General features: G+C 41.5%; 13 protein-coding genes and 1 pseudogene. 8 read left to right on the top strand and 6 right to left on the bottom strand.

Annotated elements, in window-relative coordinates; all coding sequences use genetic code 11:
- Positions 1–73 precede the first annotated feature (73 nt).
- From F944_RS16255 to F944_RS16240, 4 genes are all read left to right on the top strand, one after another.
- Complete coding sequence (locus F944_RS16255) at positions 74–454, top strand: hypothetical protein (protein ID WP_004992954.1); 381 nt, start codon at positions 74–76, stop codon at positions 452–454.
- A 289-nt stretch (positions 455–743) separates the two neighbouring features.
- Entirely contained in the window at positions 744–2,546 is a 1,803-nt protein-coding gene (locus F944_RS16250) for an acyl-CoA dehydrogenase C-terminal domain-containing protein (RefSeq protein ID WP_004992950.1), read from the top strand.
- Positions 2,547–2,735: 189 nt separating this feature from the next.
- Complete coding sequence (locus tag F944_RS16245; protein WP_004992947.1) at positions 2,736–4,517, top strand: acyl-CoA dehydrogenase C-terminal domain-containing protein; 1,782 nt, start codon at positions 2,736–2,738, stop codon at positions 4,515–4,517.
- A gap of 144 nt (positions 4,518–4,661) precedes the next feature.
- Positions 4,662–5,156, top strand: a complete 495-nt coding sequence (locus F944_RS16240; protein WP_004992946.1) for a phosphate-starvation-inducible protein PsiE — start codon at positions 4,662–4,664, stop codon at positions 5,154–5,156.
- A 46-nt stretch (positions 5,157–5,202) separates the two neighbouring features.
- Here F944_RS16240 and F944_RS16235 read toward each other — a convergent pair whose 3' ends face one another.
- The 3 genes from F944_RS16235 to F944_RS16225 form a co-directional block, all read right to left on the bottom strand.
- The gene (locus tag F944_RS16235) at positions 5,203–5,628 is read right to left on the bottom strand and encodes an RcnB family protein (protein WP_004992945.1); all 426 of its coding nucleotides are present in this window, start codon (positions 5,626–5,628) and stop codon (positions 5,203–5,205) included.
- 358 nt (positions 5,629–5,986) lie between these two features.
- The gene (locus F944_RS16230) at positions 5,987–6,337 is read right to left on the bottom strand and encodes an RcnB family protein (protein ID WP_004992942.1); all 351 of its coding nucleotides are present in this window, start codon (positions 6,335–6,337) and stop codon (positions 5,987–5,989) included.
- Between the two features lie 147 nt (positions 6,338–6,484).
- On the bottom strand, positions 6,485–6,937 hold the full coding sequence (locus F944_RS16225) for an RcnB family protein (protein ID WP_004992940.1): 453 nt from the start codon (positions 6,935–6,937) through the stop codon (positions 6,485–6,487).
- A gap of 173 nt (positions 6,938–7,110) precedes the next feature.
- Between F944_RS16225 and F944_RS16220 the strand changes: the two genes are divergently transcribed.
- Positions 7,111–7,557, top strand: a complete 447-nt coding sequence (locus F944_RS16220) for a hypothetical protein (RefSeq protein ID WP_004992938.1) — start codon at positions 7,111–7,113, stop codon at positions 7,555–7,557.
- Between the two features lie 78 nt (positions 7,558–7,635).
- Here F944_RS16220 and F944_RS16215 read toward each other — a convergent pair whose 3' ends face one another.
- The 3 genes and pseudogenes from F944_RS16215 to znuD (F944_RS16200) form a co-directional block, all read right to left on the bottom strand.
- On the bottom strand, positions 7,636–9,099 hold the full coding sequence (locus tag F944_RS16215) for a phospholipase D family protein (protein WP_004992935.1): 1,464 nt from the start codon (positions 9,097–9,099) through the stop codon (positions 7,636–7,638).
- Positions 9,100–9,242: 143 nt separating this feature from the next.
- A complete protein-coding gene (gene znuD / locus F944_RS16210) occupies positions 9,243–11,273 on the bottom strand; it encodes a zinc piracy TonB-dependent receptor ZnuD (RefSeq protein ID WP_004992934.1) in 2,031 nt (676 codons plus the stop codon).
- A gap of 220 nt (positions 11,274–11,493) precedes the next feature.
- Positions 11,494–13,566, bottom strand: a pseudogene (znuD, locus tag F944_RS16200) (zinc piracy TonB-dependent receptor ZnuD).
- 150 nt (positions 13,567–13,716) lie between these two features.
- Here znuD (F944_RS16200) and F944_RS16195 point away from each other — a divergent pair.
- From F944_RS16195 to F944_RS16185, 3 genes are all read left to right on the top strand, one after another.
- Positions 13,717–14,490 carry a DUF4184 family protein gene (locus F944_RS16195; RefSeq protein WP_004992927.1) on the top strand — a complete coding sequence of 258 codons (774 nt, stop codon included), beginning with the start codon at positions 13,717–13,719 and terminating at the stop codon, positions 14,488–14,490.
- Positions 14,491–14,632: 142 nt separating this feature from the next.
- Positions 14,633–16,411, top strand: a complete 1,779-nt coding sequence (gene aspS / locus F944_RS16190; RefSeq protein ID WP_004992925.1) for an aspartate--tRNA ligase — start codon at positions 14,633–14,635, stop codon at positions 16,409–16,411.
- Positions 16,412–16,559: 148 nt separating this feature from the next.
- The gene (locus tag F944_RS16185; protein WP_004992923.1) at positions 16,560–16,775 is read left to right on the top strand and encodes a hypothetical protein; all 216 of its coding nucleotides are present in this window, start codon (positions 16,560–16,562) and stop codon (positions 16,773–16,775) included.
- The last annotated feature ends 11 nt before the right edge of the window (positions 16,776–16,786 follow it).

Genomic DNA, 16,786 nt, shown 5'->3' with positions numbered 1-16,786 from the left:
AACTCTCCATTGTTTCTTCATGTTTATTACTTAATCTTTAATGCATGAAATCAACATAAATGTGGGGATCAAAATGAATAAGTTATCTAAAGTTGTCATGCTTGCTGCAACAGTGGTCACGATGGGAAGTCTAGCTGCCTGTCAATCTACAACCGGCCCGCAAGAACCACCCGCGCGTCATATGATGGATGACGCTCCTCAAGGCAAACATTTTATGAAACGTCATAAATTAACCCCTGAACAACGCGCTGAAATGCAGCAACGTCGTGCTGAACGTCAAGCTCAGTTTGAACAAATTCAACAAGCCTGTGTGGGTAAAACTGTAGGTCAAGCCATTCAAGTCAAAGTGGGTGATAAAACCATTGATGGAACCTGTCAAATACGTTTTAAACCGAACAAAATGGACGATCGCATGGCTCCACCTGCTCCAACAGCACCAGTTAAAGCCTCATAAGCAAAATCTAATCTTTAAAAGACGCGCAAGCGTCTTTTTTTGTGGACACAACTTTTTACGTTTTTTGACTATTCCTTTCATAAAAAATTAGATAAAAGTGTTTAGACTCAATGTACTTAGGTATTTCAACAGCATTTTCTTTGACTTTACAGTCATGGATGTTCACGCGCAAATGCTTGTACATATAAATAAGTTGTTGCACGATGTAAAAGTAAAAGATGTGTCATCAGACACCATTATCGTTGATTAGGATTATAACTCTGGTTTAACCAGTATTGAGGAACCCGATATGCCACAATACAAAGCGCCGCTACGTGATATGCAATTTGTTTTGCATGAATTATTAAATGCCGAAGAACACTATGCAAAACTTCCTGCATTTCAGGAAAACGTCAGCCGTGAATTGGTGGATCAATATTTAGAAGCCGCTGCGGATTTTTGTGAAAACGAACTTTCTCCACTGAACCAAATCGGTGACCGTGAAGGTTGTACATGGAATGACGGCGTTGTCACCACACCTACAGGTTTTAAAGAAGCCTATCAAAAATATATCGAACTCGGCTTCCCTTCTCTTGCAGTGCCTGAAGAACATGGCGGTCAAGGTTTACCAGGTTCACTAGGGACTGCCATTTCTGAAATGGTCGGTGCAGCAAACTGGGCATGGGGCATGTACCCAGGTCTATCTCATGGTGCGGTACGTACTATTGAGCATCATGGTTCTGATGAGCAAAAATCAACTTATTTGCCAAAACTTGTTTCTGGTGAATGGACTGGAACCATGTGTTTAACTGAATCTCATGCGGGTTCAGACCTTGGTATCATCCGCTCTAAAGCTGAACCAAATGAAGATGGTAGTTTTGCAATCTCTGGCGAGAAAATCTTTATCTCTGCTGGCGAACACGACATGGCTGAAAACATCATTCATATCGTGCTTGCGCGCTTACCTGGTGCTCCTAAAGGTACCAAAGGTATTTCATTATTTATCGTACCAAAATTCAATGTAAATGCTGATGGTTCTTTAGGTGACCGCAATGCAGTTCGTTGTGGTTCTATTGAACATAAAATGGGTATTCATGGTAACGCGACTTGCGTCATTAACTTTGACAATGCAAAAGGCTTCTTAATCGGACCTGAAAATCGCGGTTTACATGCCATGTTTACCTTCATGAATACTGCGCGTATTGGTACAGCGGTTCAAGGTTTATCTGCATCTGAAGCATCGTTCCAAGGCGCATTGGCTTATGCCAAAGATCGTTTGGCGATGCGTGCTCTTTCTGGTCCTAAAGCACCTGAAAAAGAAGCAGATCCGATTATTGTACATCCTGCTGTACGTAACATGTTATTGACTCAAAAAGCCTTTGCAGAAGGTGGTCGTGCCCTTGTGTATTTCTTGTCTCAATACGCGGACGTAGTTGAGCAAGGTACAACTGAAGAAGAACGCAAATTTGCGGACAATATTCTTTCCTTGTTGACTCCAATTGCGAAAGCATTCCTGACTGAAACAGGTTCAGAGTCAGCCAAACACGGCGTACAGGTATTCGGTGGTCATGGCTTTATTTCTGAGCATGGCATGGAACAAATTGTTCGTGATACACGTATCTCTTGCCTATATGAAGGAACCACTGAAATTCAGGCACTTGATTTGTTAGGTCGTAAAGTTCTACAAACTCAAGGTGCGATGCTACGTGATTTCACCAAAATCATTCATAAATTTGTTGAAGCGAACAAAGACAATGCAGCCTTGAAAGAGTTTGTTGAACCTTTGGCTGCCTTGAACAAAGAATGGGGCGATCTCACCATGCAAATTGGTATGCGTGCGATGCAAAACCCTGATGAAGTCGGTGCAGCAGCAGTTGATTACCTATACTTCTCTGGTTATGTCACACTGGCTTATTTATGGGCACGTATGGCATTGGTTGCTCAGGAAACATTAGCGGCAGGTACAACAGATGTTGACTTCTACAACGCTAAAGTCACCACTGCACGTTTCTACTTCAAGAAAATCTTGCCACGTGTTCGTTCGCATGTCGATGTACTTTCAACTGGCTTAGAACCACTTATGGCATTAGATGCAGAACACTTTGCGTTCTAATCTGAACCTGCCTAACATGTGTGTATGAGTGAAAACAATTGCATACTAATAAAAAAGGACTGATCAGTTTTGACAGTCCTTTTTTTATCAAATCAATGTTAAATTAATGCCAATCAAAACATACTGATGACTTACATTTTCTGTGTAATATTAGACACATAAATGTAAAAAGAACAAAGGTGAACAACGATGCCAATTTACAACGCCCCTCTTGCAGATATGCGCTTTATCTTAAATGACGTATTCAAGGCAGAACAATTCTGGCAAGCCAATGAAAATCTGGCTCACATTGATGCTGCAACGGCTGAAGCTATTTTGGAAGAAATGGCTAAATTTGCACAAAACGTAACTTTGCCCTTAAACCGTACAGGTGACGAAGAAGGCGCACGTTATGAAAACGGCAATGTCTTTACCCCTGCTGGCTTTAAAGATGCATTTCAACAGTATGCGCAAGGCGGTTGGATCGGTTTAGGTGCAGATGAAGAATGGGGCGGTCAAGGCATGCCAAAAATGCTGACTGTTCTTGCCGACGAAATGCTATTTGCTACTAATCCATCGTTTATGCTCTACCCGCTTCTTTCTGTCGGTGCAGGTATGGCACTCAACAGTTATGCATCACAAGAGCAAAAAGAGACTTATTTACCTAAAATTTATTCAGGTGAATGGTCTGGAACGATGTGCTTAACCGAACCGCATGCAGGTACAGACTTAGGGATTATTAAAACCAAAGCTGAACCGAATGCAGATGGTACCTATAACATCACAGGTACTAAAATCTTCATCACAGGTGGTGATCACGACCTTGCTGAAAATATCATTCATCTAGTCTTGGCTAAAACACCTGATGCACCCGCAGGCTCACGTGGTATTTCGCTCTTTATCGTACCGAAATTTATGGTCAATGAAGATGGTTCAGTCGGTGAACGCAATGCGGTTGGTCCAGGTTCGATTGAACATAAAATGGGCATCAAAGCTTCTGCTACTTGTGTCATGAATTTTGACGGTGCCAAAGGTTTCCTTGTCGGTAAGGAAAACGAAGGTCTGGCTGCCATGTTCGTCATGATGAACTATGAACGTTTATCGATGGGGATTCAGGGTCTTGGCGCATCTGAATTTGCTTACCAAAATGCTGCTCAATATGCGACAGATCGTTTGCAGGGTCGTAGTGCAGCAGGTGTACAATCACCAAATAAACCAGCAGATAGTATTTTAGTGCATGGCGATGTCCGTCGCATGTTGCTGAATGCCCGTGCCAATAATGAAGCATCTCGTGCTTTTGCGGTCTATGTGGGTCAACAACTCGACATTACCAAATTTTCAACCGATGCTGAAGCAGTGAAGAAAGCCAATAATCGTGTTGCATTGCTGACACCGATCGCCAAAGCGTATTTAACAGATACTGCTTTCCAAGCGACGCTCGATGCGCAAATGTGCTTTGGTGGACATGGTTATATTCGTGAATGGGGCATGGAACAATGTATTCGTGACCTGCGTATTTCACAAATTTATGAAGGAACCAATGGCGTTCAGTCACAGGATTTAATTGGTCGTAAAACCATTAAATCTGGCGGTGCATTTATTGCTGAATATATTGCCGAAATCCGTGATTTTGCCAATACGCTCAGTGCTGACCTGAACTTCATTAAAGATGCAACACTTGATGCAGCCACTGAAGTTGAAGCGGTAACTCAATTTATTTTGCAACAAGCAGCAGAAAATGTTGATTTCCCAAATGCAGCAGCCGTTGATTATTTGCATGCTGTTGGCTTACTCAGCTTTGCCTATATGTTTGCCAAAATTGCAGCCGCTGCACAAGAAAAATCGGGCGATTTCTATCAACATAAACTTTCTCTTGCTCAGTACTTTGTTGCGCGTATCCTGCCAGAACTTGAAACTCGCATCAAAAAAATTGAAGCAGGCTCTGAGTTAGTCATGAGTTTTAGTGAAGAATACTTTACCACTCAATCCTAATTGATTCTTTCAGATCAAAACGCCTGATTCATCGGGCGTTTTTTTATACTCTTAGATCTTCAAATTACGTCAATCAAAGCGTCATGTGCATGAAATTTGCTTGATATTTAATAACCATCATCTGTCATTATAAGAAGCTTAGCCATGCCCACTCCCAAGTCCCCCAAAAATCTAGAGGCTTTTCTGGATAAACTCGGTAATCGCGCCGTCGAAGCTTTTCATTATCTGGCGTTGTTTATTATTGGCTGTATGGTGGCATGGTCAGCAATTCATACCACCATCGATATTTTTACCGTTAAAAAATATGCCACGATTGACGATATTTTATTGTTATTTATCTATTTAGAGTTGGGGGCAATGGTTGGAATTTACTTTAAAACCAATCATATGCCAGTACGATTTCTCATTTATGTTGCCATTACTGCATTAACTCGTTTATTGATCTCAGATATTCAACACAACCATCAAGCCGATGTTGATCTGCTGATCGTGACAGGCTCGATCTTGATTTTGGCCATCGCGATTTTGATCGTACGTTATGCCTCATGGCATTATCCATCTGTCATTCGGGATAAACATCAGGAACGTCCATTGGCCAAAGGAGAAACCCCGCGACCAGAAGATGATGAATTGGCATAAAAAAACCACTACCCTGCTCAGATAATGGTGTTTGAGAAAAATCGTATTAATGCCCGCCAAAAAGAATCTGGGCAATAATTCCTGTAGCAACAGCGACTAACACATAGCGTCCATCGATATATGCCCAGCGGTGTTGCGGTGGAGGCGGTGGCAGTTGATAGTCATACCAGTTATTCACATAATAACGTTCCGCTAAATACTGCGGTGGCAAACGATAACTAGGTCTGAAATCATGTACTCGGTAATATCGTGGCGGTGGTGGTGCATAATAGTAACGATTTTCGATCACCCTAGGTGGCGGTGGTCCATAAGCTCGCCAATCGTGACGATGCCAATCTGCATGTCGATCTGGCCCGCCATGATAATGCCCCCAACCACGTCCACCCCAATCTGGAGGCGGTGGATCAGCCAGTGAAAGTGTGGATACACCAAGCATACACACACAAAGTGAAACGGAAATGATCCTTTTCATATCCAGTTGTCCGCAATAACACCAAGTCTAAAGTGTAGAAAATGCTCTGGGAGAAATCATGAATAAAAGACCCATATCTGCAATCAATTGTTATGATTTTAGTGGGTTGTAATACGCTTCATATTTCATTGTAAATTAACTTAAAAAACCTCCATAAATCCAAGTAAAGAGGACGCTTCAAGCTTTGGCACAGGCTTCATCGTTAAATCTCACTTCAGTGATGAAATCGACTCTCTACCTAAAATTAAAAAAACTGAGCCCTGTACAGAACTCAGTCCTTAGAAACCGCTTAATCAAACTATCCTAATTTGGGGGGTCAGATCATTGCGATGCTGGATTTTATGATGACTCAAACAATTTATCGAACTGCATAAATACGATGGTTACTATTTGATACCAATAAATAGCGACCATCTGCTCTTACCCAATGATAGCCACGTGGCGGTGCAGATAAGCGCGAATTACGCCAATTTGATACGTGATAACGGTTGTCACGATATTGATAAGGTAAGCGATCGCCTTTTCTAAAACTCACATAACGATCACGTTCATGATGTGAGTTTGACCATTTTGGTGGTGCTTTAGGCGGAGCGTGATGATAATGACGATCTACACCCCGATATTGATTCCAGTCATTGGGTGCTGCCATCGTGGTAGCTGAAATACCCAAAGCCAGTGCAGCCAGTGTCATCTTCAATGATATATTCATGAGTTCATCCTCTTATGATCTGCCTCCAGATTAGGCGACAGTCAAGGAGAAAGCATGGATGAAAAGCCTGAGTTTGCTAAAGATTGTAAGTTTGCTTCCTTAAAGATGAAGAATATGTAACACACCATGATTCCTCAATATCATCGATTAACGTACAAGCTCAATACGAAAGTTATCGTCTGAAATCAGTAAATAATGCCCGCCTACTGAATACCAGCGTGTTCCCCATGTTGGCTCGTCAAGCTGATGTCCATACCAGTCATTGAGATAATATTGTTCATTACGATATTCGATAGGTAAAGTATTACCACGAACAAATACATAGCGCTCAGTTCGATACTCATACTGAGTATGAGGCTGGTAGTGATATTCAATATAACGCCCCTGATGAGGTCGCTGCGGATAATGAGGATAATGTCCATTTGATGGAGGACGATGCCCATAATAAGGCGGTGGAGGTCGATTCCATTGCGGTGGTCGTGACGGTGGTTTAGGACGTTCTACACCACGATAATTTCCCCATTGATTTTCAGCCATACTTACAGTGGAGAGACTGAGTAAGATTGCAACCATACAGGCATATACACCATAAATACGCATCGTATCGCCCTTCTTATTCCTTAAATACCTTATTATTTTAGCTTAAAAAACAAACAATTTCTGCATAATAAATGTAGGTTTCATTTAAAGTTGAACTGCGTGGCATGCTTCACATTTCTTTATTGAAAAAGCCGCTATACTAGAGGTTCCTTGTATGACTGGATTGAGAGCTTGTGGCTGAATTAAGTTTTGAACGCCTTTATCAATTTTTTAGTAAAATACCAAGCATTCAGGAAAGCCGAATCGATGCACATGGCGCAGATGGCAAAGATGCATGGTGGTTTAAATTTCAGATTGATGTTGAACACCCGCTGGCTTGGCAAACGGTGCAAGAGCTGGGACATGTGCTGAATTATTTATCGACCAATGAACGGTTACCGACCCAGTTTTTTCCAGTTTCTCCTCCACCCTATATGAATGGTGAACCAAAAGAATTTTTGGCGTGGGTCATTCAATGTAATCATCCAGATTTTACGCCAGATGTTGTGTGTGACTGGCTCGAAGCACGTTTACCCAATCCTGTAGAAGATGAAAGCCAATGGAAAATTTCAACCGATTTGGCAGGACTGGATGAATTATCAGCTCAAGAATTGGATGAACTAATTCCTCCAACGCATTAACAGCCGATATAAAAAATCAAAAAGAGAGCAATAATCTCTCTTTTTGATCAGCATTGGATTCGCTTTTAAGCAAAATCATTAAAAAGTAGAAAGTCCAGACCATTCCATAAAACGATAGGTCCAATACTTAAGCTTGGACTCATCTGCATATTTGGAATAATCGACACTCATTTGACGACCATTCAGATTCGACCATGCAGTATTAAAGTAACGCTCCGCATCTTGAAAAACGGCATCCCGATTTTGTCCTTGCACCAACATATCCGTTTCCAGATTATAGTTTTTCAAATTACGTGCAGTAAAATTAGCCGAGCCTAAAATCATCTCAGCCTGAGTCGGGTTAGATTTAATGATCATTTTACTGTGGCATTGTTCACCATGAGTGTCGCACCAACGCACAGGAACACCTGCGGCATGTAACTCTGAAGCCACTTGACGATTGGGAATGCCATTTTTTTGACGTCCAAAAGCATCTTTATTCGGATCAAGTAAAACCCTTAATTTCACGCCACGTTTTTGCGCTGCTTTTAAATCATTCACAATTTGACGTTCGGACAAATAAAACATCGCCAGATCAATTTGATCGTTGGCTTTTGCGGTCTGAAGTAAATCCACTACCGCATGATATATTGCCGCTTCAGTCAAAACCTGAACTTGGGGTGCCTGATGACTTGCATTGATTTCACCCATCACCATCATAGGTGATGAACCCGCAGACATTTGCGCCACACTTTGTTCAGTTTTTAACAGATCCATGGCTGTTCGGCCTGAGACCAATAAAGCGACGTTGGAATGGCGTGAACTGCCATCATGAGGATTAGCTGAAGTCACCAAAGATTTCCAGCCGTCATCGGTATCCACCACCAAGGTCTTACGATGATTTGCCTTAAAATTAGCCAGTTGCAAATAACTGCGTAAAGTAATTTTTTCCTTGCCAAATGGATTTGGTAACCAGCCCTTTTCAGGATTATTCCCTAAATCCTGACAACAGAGATACCAGAGTCCAGACCAAGTTGGATTCGAGGCACGTAATGGAGTGAGGTTAGTTTCGATGATATCAATGCCTGCCTGACGTAATTGTCGATAATGTTCAGGCAAGATACCGCCGTAAACCGAATTAATCGGATCAGTAATCAGCGTAATTTCAACATTCGGAGATTCGTGCCGTTTTTGAATCAAGGCTTGGGTAAGTTGCTGTGTTAATGGTCGCTGTGTCAGTTTGGATTCACCTGTTTCTGAATTAAATAAGAACATATCCAGAACAATGGTGGTTTTCGCCTGATGGATCAGATTCAAAATTTCATCAAAAATTTGATGATCCTGCTGTTGTTGACCTTGAGCATTCACATAAGTTTGATCAGAAAGAAATTTAACCTCAGCATGACGTAATTTACCCGTAAAATTTAAACCATCGGGTAATGGTTTATAGACATGATAAATCGCGGAAGCAATATAACTCAGGGCTAACACACCTGCGATCAGTGCAACGTAACGACGCCCCGACCAATTCAGCTTTTTGTGAATTCGTTGAAAAATACGCATAACAAACAACCTAAACAATTAGTCTCAGGCTAGAGTTTATTTCCTTATTTTTCAAGACACATTTGGTTAAATTGGCTCATCTCAAGCTGCAAAAACACAAAAGGAAGATCTCACGTCTTCCTTCAGGTAAAAATATTAGAGATTTAAAAATTAAAATCGACACCCACACTAAAGTTTCGACCTATTTGTGGCACATCAGAGAGGAAAGACTCGTGTAAATAGACTTTACTATCGAGCAGATTATTGGCTTTGGCATATAACTGGTAGCCTGTTTTTTGGTTCAACTGCCCCTGATAAGCCAAGCCTAGATTCACCATATTATAACTCTTGCCTTCGGTTTCGTAGTTGGCAATATCATCCTGATGAAAGACATGATAGTACTCGGCTGTACCAGAGTATCCTTCACCAAAATCTGCCTTAATACGTGTGCCCATTCGCCCACCCGGAATACGCGGTGCATTACCATTATCATCCAGCTTGGCACGCACATAATCACCAAATAAGCCTACATTGTAGCGCGCACTCATCTGATAGCTAATATCTCCATCAACGCCATAAAAACGTGCATCTGTTTGGTCATAATGTATAGAACGAAAATCTCCCTTACGGTCGATGGTATTTGCATAGATAAAGTTATCAAACCAATTATGGTAAACACTTAAATTGTACTGAAGTGCGTCTTGGTCGCCATGAAAACCTAAATTAATATTATTGGATTTTTCTTGTGTTAATTCATCATTACCAAATTCGAAACTTTTAGTGGGTCCATGTAATCCTCCATTCGAATATAATTCCTGTGCCATTGGAGAACGTTCTTGATGCGATGCATCAAGTGAAATTTTATGATTCGGTGTAAATTCCCAAGCGCTTTCACCTGCAACAGAATAGGCCGTACCATTAAAGTTTTTCTGATCTGAATCCACACTTGTATCTTGATGATCAATACGTGTAGAGAGTTTCGTCGTAACTGGACCAAACTGTTTTGTCTGTAAGGCAAATAAGCTGTAACGTTCGGTGTCTGTGGGTGCCATCAGAGCTTCTTCGCCATCAATGGTCAGTTTTTGGCGAGTAAATTGTACGCCCACTTGACCATTCCAACCCGCCCACGGATGATTGTCTAAAACAATACGCATATCTGTACCTGTACTATGAAACAGTGTAGCTGGCGTATCGCCATCCATTTCGGCATGTTGATACGTCGTGTGGTTGGCCTGAGCAGTTAAGCGGCTAAATCCCACAAATGGATCATTCAATTGGGTTTTAACGTCATAACGTTTTTGTTTTAAATTAATCCACGATGAACTTCCATTTTCACCGTCGTCCTCATGTTCCGCAGGAATGGTCAACATCATGTTGTGGTCAGGTTCCCAGTCTGAATCGACATCTCCAGGAATACCATATTTATCATGACGTTCACTATAGGAAACTCCGGTATAACCACGATCATAAATCCATGACAAGCCTGCATGATAATCATGGGATTTAGCAAAGGTGCTATCTTCACGGCGTGAATCGCTTTGTAGATCATTCGGTAAAATATAGTTATTGGCATCGCGTTTTACAGCACCCAAATTTAAAGCAACCTGACGCCCCAAACCGATTGTGGTATCACCCGAATAAACCAAACCATCATCACCCGTGTTATAACGCGCACCTATACGCCCTTCATAGCCATTTTCTGGCATTGTTTCAGGAATTTTATGATCGATCACATTGACCAAACCACCAACAGAACCCGCACCATACATTAATGTTTCCGGGCCTCTTAAGACTTCGATCTGATCTGCCGAATTGGGATCGACCGTGACTGCATGATCAGGTGAAACCGAAGAAACATCTAATGGATCGCCCCCATTTTGAGTAATCTTGACACGTGCCCCATCCTGACCTCGAATCACAGGGCGGCTTACGCCCCCCGTGTATTGAGCTGAGTAGATACCTGCCTGACCATTTAAGGCATTGCCAATTGTAGTTGCACCCTGAACCAATTGGTCTTTCCCGATGACCGTGTCACCTGCTGCATGATTGAGATGATCTTTTGGCGTAGACTGAGCTTGCAATTCAATTGTAGGTAAATCATTGACATCGACTTCCTGTTGAGAATTTTGCGCAAAAGCATGTTGTATAGACAATGAAAGAATAGAAAGTGCAAATATATGTGTTTTTTTAAACATGATGATCATCCAGATGCTAATCACATGTTACGTTATAATATATTATATATTTTTCAAGAAAATTCAGTGCGGTATCATTATTTCCATTAGCAATATGACTTTTATGGTTTCGACAATAAATTAAGTCTAATTTAAGCAAAAGATGAATAGAACAATATAACATTTCAAAAACATGAAGCCTATATCATAGGCTCCATGTGAATATTTAAAAACCACTGCTTTAGAAACTAAAATCGATCCCCAACGTAAAGTTTCGTCCAACTTGAGGGATGTTGGATAAAAACGATGCATGGTTATACACTGTTTCATCCAGCAGGTTATTGGCTTTTAAATAAACCCGATAATCCGTTTTATTACTGACTCGTGCTGCATAGGCAACCCCTAGATTCACCATGTTATAGCCGTCTGTCTCAGTTTCATAAGCTGCGATTTTGTCTTGGTTAAACACGTGAGAGTACTCTGCCATTCCAGAAAAACCGTCTCCAAAGTCCGCATCAAAACGTGTTCCTAAACGTCCTCCAGGCATACGTGGTGCATCACCTTCAGCATCAATTTTTCCGCGAACATAATCTCCAAACAACGTCGTTTTATAACGTGGAGAAAGTTGATAAGAGATTTCACCTTCTACCCCATAAAAACGTGCTTCATCTTGTGTTTATTGCACAAGTCGGAAGTTCTCATAACGATCCAGTGTACGAGCATAGATATAGTCATCAAACCAGTTATGGAATACATGTACATGATAATTCAGCTTGTCCGTATCGTAATGAAACCCCAGTTCGATATTATTGGATTTTTCTGGGTTTAGGTTTTCATTGCCAATTTCATAAGTATTGGTGGCGAGATGTTTCCCATTGGCATAAAGCTCTTGTGCCAGTGGCATACGCTCCTGATGCGAAGCGACTAATGACAATTTATAATTCGGCGCAAATAACCAATTGGCTGCACCTGAATAAGAAAAAGTATGGTCATTGTAATCTTTTTGCGACGAATCAATATCAATTTGTTGCTGATCAAAACGTGCTGCCACTTCAAAATGTACATCTTTCCACTGCGTATGTTCTAAAGCAAATACGCTCCATTTATCCGTAGTACTCGGCCCTGCAAAGATGGATTCTTCACCGGTAATATCCAGCTTTTGACGGCCAAATTGTGTACCTAACACCCCTTCCCACATGCCAATCGGCTGATGCACCAACTCTAAACGAGCATCATAACCTGTACTTTTAAATGTCGTTGCAGCCTCACCTTCTTCAATTTCGTCATGTTTATAGTCTGTATAACTGACCTGTGCCCGTAACTTTTTAAAGCCTGCAAATGGATCATCTAGCTCTGTTCTAAAATCATAACGTTCAGATTTAAGGTCGACCCACGGGCCAGCATGATCATGTCCATCCTCATCATGATCATGACCGTCGTGATCATGCTCATCATCATGGCCATCATGCCCACCACAATGTAGATGTGTACCATGCGGATGACAGCTTTCATACTCATGGCTATGACCTGGCAAACCGTATTGATCTTGACGATTGGTATAAGAAACTCCAGTAAAACCTCGATCATAGATCCACGACAAACCCACACTGACGTTCTCTGATTTGGCAAAGGTATTATCGACTCGACGTTCTCGCTCACCTTCATGAACATAATCAGGTGCAATATAATTGTTAGCATCACGCTTTAAACCTTCAACACGTAGCGCGACCTGATCACCCAAACCAACTGTAACTCCCGCAGCTCCTAACTTTTCATCGCTACCTGTGTTATAGCGCAGTCCAATCTGCCCCTCATATCCACCTTCAGGCATTTGGGTTGGAATCTTACTATCGGTAACATTCACCAACCCACCTACTGTACCTGCACCGTACAGTAAAGTTGAGGGCCCTCGAACAATTTCAACCTGCTTCGCCAAAATTGGATCGACTGTGACGGCGTGATCGGGAGATAAAGTGGAAACATCCATCGTTTCAGAGGCATTTTCTAAGACTTTGACCCGCGCACCATCTTGCCCGCGAATAACGGGACGACTTGCACCTGGTCCAAACTGATTGGAATAAACCCCGACCTGTTGACTTAAAGCTTCACCAATTGTTGCGCCACCCTGCCGCAATTGATCATTCTTAATAATATTGTCAGCAGCCGCATAATCCACAGCACTTTGCACCAGAGGATGTGCGCTAACTTCGATAGTTTCTAATTTTTGTATCTCAGTCTGTTGCTCTGCTGCGTGTGTTACGCCACAGATCGCTGCAAATAACGATACAGTCAGTGCATTCTTTTTAAAGAACATATAAAGCCTCGAATTCTTAAAATCTTAAAATCTTCTTAATTTTTGTTATAATATAACCTTTCATTTGTTTTGCAAAAAAAAACATTCATTCATTCCCTAAAGCTTTACACTCAGACCCGATCTTGATCCAAAATTTATTTCTTTATATTTATGCCTTTTACTTTATCCCATGCGGTTCTTGCTCCCCCTATCGCCAAAATCACTCGATACAAATTGCCCATTGGTGCTTTGGCGATTGGCTGTATGACACCAGATTTAGTGCGATTATTTACAGATGAAAATGTCACGATAAGCCATGAATGGGCAGGCTTAATTATTCCAGATTTATTGCTTGGACTTATTTTTTGCGTACTGTGGTATGTGCTGTATCGCCCTGTGTTGTATTACGGGCTCTCTCTACAAGATGATTTAAATCTAGCTACTTTTAATCGGTTCTGTAGTTTTTGTATGGCTTGTATATTGGGAGTTATCATAGGCTGTGCAACACATATTCTCTGGGATGGACTCACGCATGACGATTTTAGAACCTTTGCATTTCAAGGCTTACTCAGTCAGGACATCGTATTTTTAGGGCGAACTTATCCTATTCATCGATTTTTACAACTGTCTACCTCTCTCATCACTTTGCCGATTTTAGGCTGGATGTGTTATCGCTACATGATTGAATATCGTATTCAAAAACAACGCGCATCATATAAATCATTAAGTGTTGCGATATTTCTCTCGCTCGCTGTCGGCAGCTATTTTCTTTTTAGCTATTGGCAACAACTCGACACTCAACTCTGGCATACAGATACCTATGCCGTTACAGGCAAAGCGATTAATTATTTTTCACGTGGTTTTCTCATCAGTTTTAGTTTGAGCTGCCTTATTTTTATTCTGGTGAAATGGTTTAAGGCATTTAGCGCCCAAAAACAGAATTAAGCTTTCAATTTGCTGTGTTTTTTTGCTGTTTTACGCTCAAGTTCTTGTGAGTGCTCCTTCAAAAAGGCATAATCGCTGATTCACTGGCGGTACGCTGTTTACGTATACGCCCCTACAGCCAATATAGTTTGGATTTTAAAATATGATGCGAACTCATTACTGTGGCTCTTTAACAGAAGCCCAAATTGACCAGACCGTAACGCTTTGCGGATGGGTACACCGTCGCCGTGATCACGGTGGGGTTATTTTCCTAGACATGCGTGACCGTGATGGTTTAGTCCAAGTCGTGATCGACCCTGACACCCCAGAAGCTTTTGCAACCGCAGACAAAGCGCGCTCTGAATTTGTTCTTAAAATTACAGGTCGTGTTCGTCGTCGCTATGCAGGTACTGAAAATGCCAATATGGTCAGTGGTCAAATTGAGGTTTTGGGCAAAGAAATTGAAGTTCTTGCACAATCTGAAACACCGCCATTCCCATTGAATGATGACAATATCAATGTCTCTGAAGAACATCGTTTAAAATATCGTTTCCTTGATATCCGTCGTCCTGAAATGTTAGAGCGTTTACGTTTACGTTCTAAAGCAACGACCTTAATTCGTAACTATTTAGATGACAATGGTTTCCTAGACGTTGAAACACCAATTTTGACTCGTGCAACACCAGAAGGTGCGCGTGACTATTTAGTCCCAAGCCGTGTTCAAAATGGAAGCTTCTACGCCCTACCGCAATCACCACAATTATTTAAACAATTGTTGATGGTGGGTGGTATTGATCGTTATTACCAGATTGCCAAGTGTTTCCGTGACGAAGACTTACGTGCGGATCGTCAACCAGAATTTACTCAAATCGACATTGAAACATCATTCTTAAATGATGATGACATTATGGATTTGATGGAAGGCATGACCGTTAAATTATTTAACGATTTGCTTGGGGTCAAGTTCGATAAATTTGAACGTATGACTTATAACGATGCCATGCGTGATTATGCATCTGACAAACCAGATATGCGTATTCCATTGAAATTGGTGGACGTTGCGGACTTAATGCAAGAGGTTGAGTTCAAAGTGTTTGCTGGCCCAGCCAAAGATCCTAAAGGTCGTATTGTGGCTTTACGTGTACCAGGTGCAGCTTCACTGCCACGTAGTGCGATTGATGAATATACTAAATTTGTCGGTATCTACGGTGCGAAAGGTTTAGCTTATATTAAAGTCAATGAGCTAGAAAAAGGCATTGAAGGTTTACAATCTCCAATCGTAAAATTCATTGAACCGATCGTACTTGATCTGCTTAAACGTGTCGGTGCAGAAAATGGTGACATCGTATTCTTCGGTGCGGATAAAGCCAAAGTGGTCAATGATGCCATGGGTGCGCTACGTGTTAAAATCGGTCATGACCTAAAACTTGCAACATGCGAATGGGCACCACTTTGGGTCGTTGATTTCCCAATGTTTGAAGAAACTGACGATGGTAAATGGACATCGGTTCACCATCCATTTACTTTGCCAAAATCAAGCGTTGAAGAAGTTAAGTCGAATCCTGGCGAGGCACTTTCTGTTGCATACGATATGGTGCTTAATGGTACTGAAATCGGTGGTGGTTCACTACGTATTTATACTTTAGACATGCAAAAAGCGATTTTTGAAGCCTTGGGTATTGGTGAAGAAGAAGCCGAAGAAAAATTCAGTTTCTTGTTAAATGCGTTGCGTTATGGTGCTCCACCGCACGGTGGTTTGGCTTTTGGTTTGGATCGCTTAGTCATGCTAATGACGGGCGCTTCGTCTATTCGTGATGTGATTGCATTCCCGAAAACTAAAACTGCGGAATGTCCGTTGACGCAGGCACCTGCGCCAGTAGAACCAAATCAGTTACGTGATTTGGGTATTCGTTTGCGTGAGCAGCCTAAGAAAGAAGATTAACTGACTGTAAAATCTTTAAAAGAAGCCAGCAATATGCTGGCTTCTTTGTACTTGCATGAGCCGTGTTGCAACAATCATCATGACATGAATTGAGATTGATTCTCTATAATGGCATAATAGGTCTTTACTCTCCCTTGGATTATTCAATATGGCTATGCGTCCTGATGTACGTCGTCATGCACTGGTGATCATTGCATTTTCACTTGCTCAATGGTTGTTTATGCGCTATATCCTTGCCAATGAATTATTTAATATGGACACCAATCAACGTATTTTGTTTTTTTGTATCAGTAGTTTAGTTGGTGCATTGTTGATTTTTGTTGCACTCATCTATATGGTGCTGAAAGGTAACGCGGATCAATAATTTTGACCTAA

It is taken from the genome of Acinetobacter ursingii DSM 16037 = CIP 107286 (assembly GCF_000368825.1).
GTDB lineage: Bacteria > Pseudomonadota > Gammaproteobacteria > Pseudomonadales > Moraxellaceae > Acinetobacter > Acinetobacter ursingii.
The sequence above is the reverse complement of the archived record's forward strand: the minus strand, read 5'-3'. Positions and strand labels throughout refer to the sequence as shown.

What these genes read in the sequence shown, in the direction of transcription:
- F944_RS16235 (WP_004992945.1), bottom strand. Translation starts at nt 5,628, where the DNA reads ATGAAAAGGATCATTTCCGTTTCACTTTGTGTGTGTATGCTTGGTGTA.
- F944_RS16185 (WP_004992923.1), top strand. Translation starts at nt 16,560, where the DNA reads ATGGCTATGCGTCCTGATGTACGTCGTCATGCACTGGTGATCATTGCA.
- F944_RS16215 (WP_004992935.1), bottom strand. Translation starts at nt 9,099, where the DNA reads ATGCGTATTTTTCAACGAATTCACAAAAAGCTGAATTGGTCGGGGCGT.
- F944_RS16255 (WP_004992954.1), top strand. Translation starts at nt 74, where the DNA reads ATGAATAAGTTATCTAAAGTTGTCATGCTTGCTGCAACAGTGGTCACG.
- F944_RS16245 (WP_004992947.1), top strand. Translation starts at nt 2,736, where the DNA reads ATGCCAATTTACAACGCCCCTCTTGCAGATATGCGCTTTATCTTAAAT.
- F944_RS16250 (WP_004992950.1), top strand. Translation starts at nt 744, where the DNA reads ATGCCACAATACAAAGCGCCGCTACGTGATATGCAATTTGTTTTGCAT.
- F944_RS16230 (WP_004992942.1), bottom strand. Translation starts at nt 6,337, where the DNA reads ATGAATATATCATTGAAGATGACACTGGCTGCACTGGCTTTGGGTATT.
- F944_RS16195 (WP_004992927.1), top strand. Translation starts at nt 13,717, where the DNA reads ATGCCTTTTACTTTATCCCATGCGGTTCTTGCTCCCCCTATCGCCAAA.
- znuD (WP_004992934.1), bottom strand. Translation starts at nt 11,273, where the DNA reads ATGTTTAAAAAAACACATATATTTGCACTTTCTATTCTTTCATTGTCT.
- F944_RS16240 (WP_004992946.1), top strand. Translation starts at nt 4,662, where the DNA reads ATGCCCACTCCCAAGTCCCCCAAAAATCTAGAGGCTTTTCTGGATAAA.
- aspS (WP_004992925.1), top strand. Translation starts at nt 14,633, where the DNA reads ATGATGCGAACTCATTACTGTGGCTCTTTAACAGAAGCCCAAATTGAC.
- F944_RS16225 (WP_004992940.1), bottom strand. Translation starts at nt 6,937, where the DNA reads ATGCGTATTTATGGTGTATATGCCTGTATGGTTGCAATCTTACTCAGT.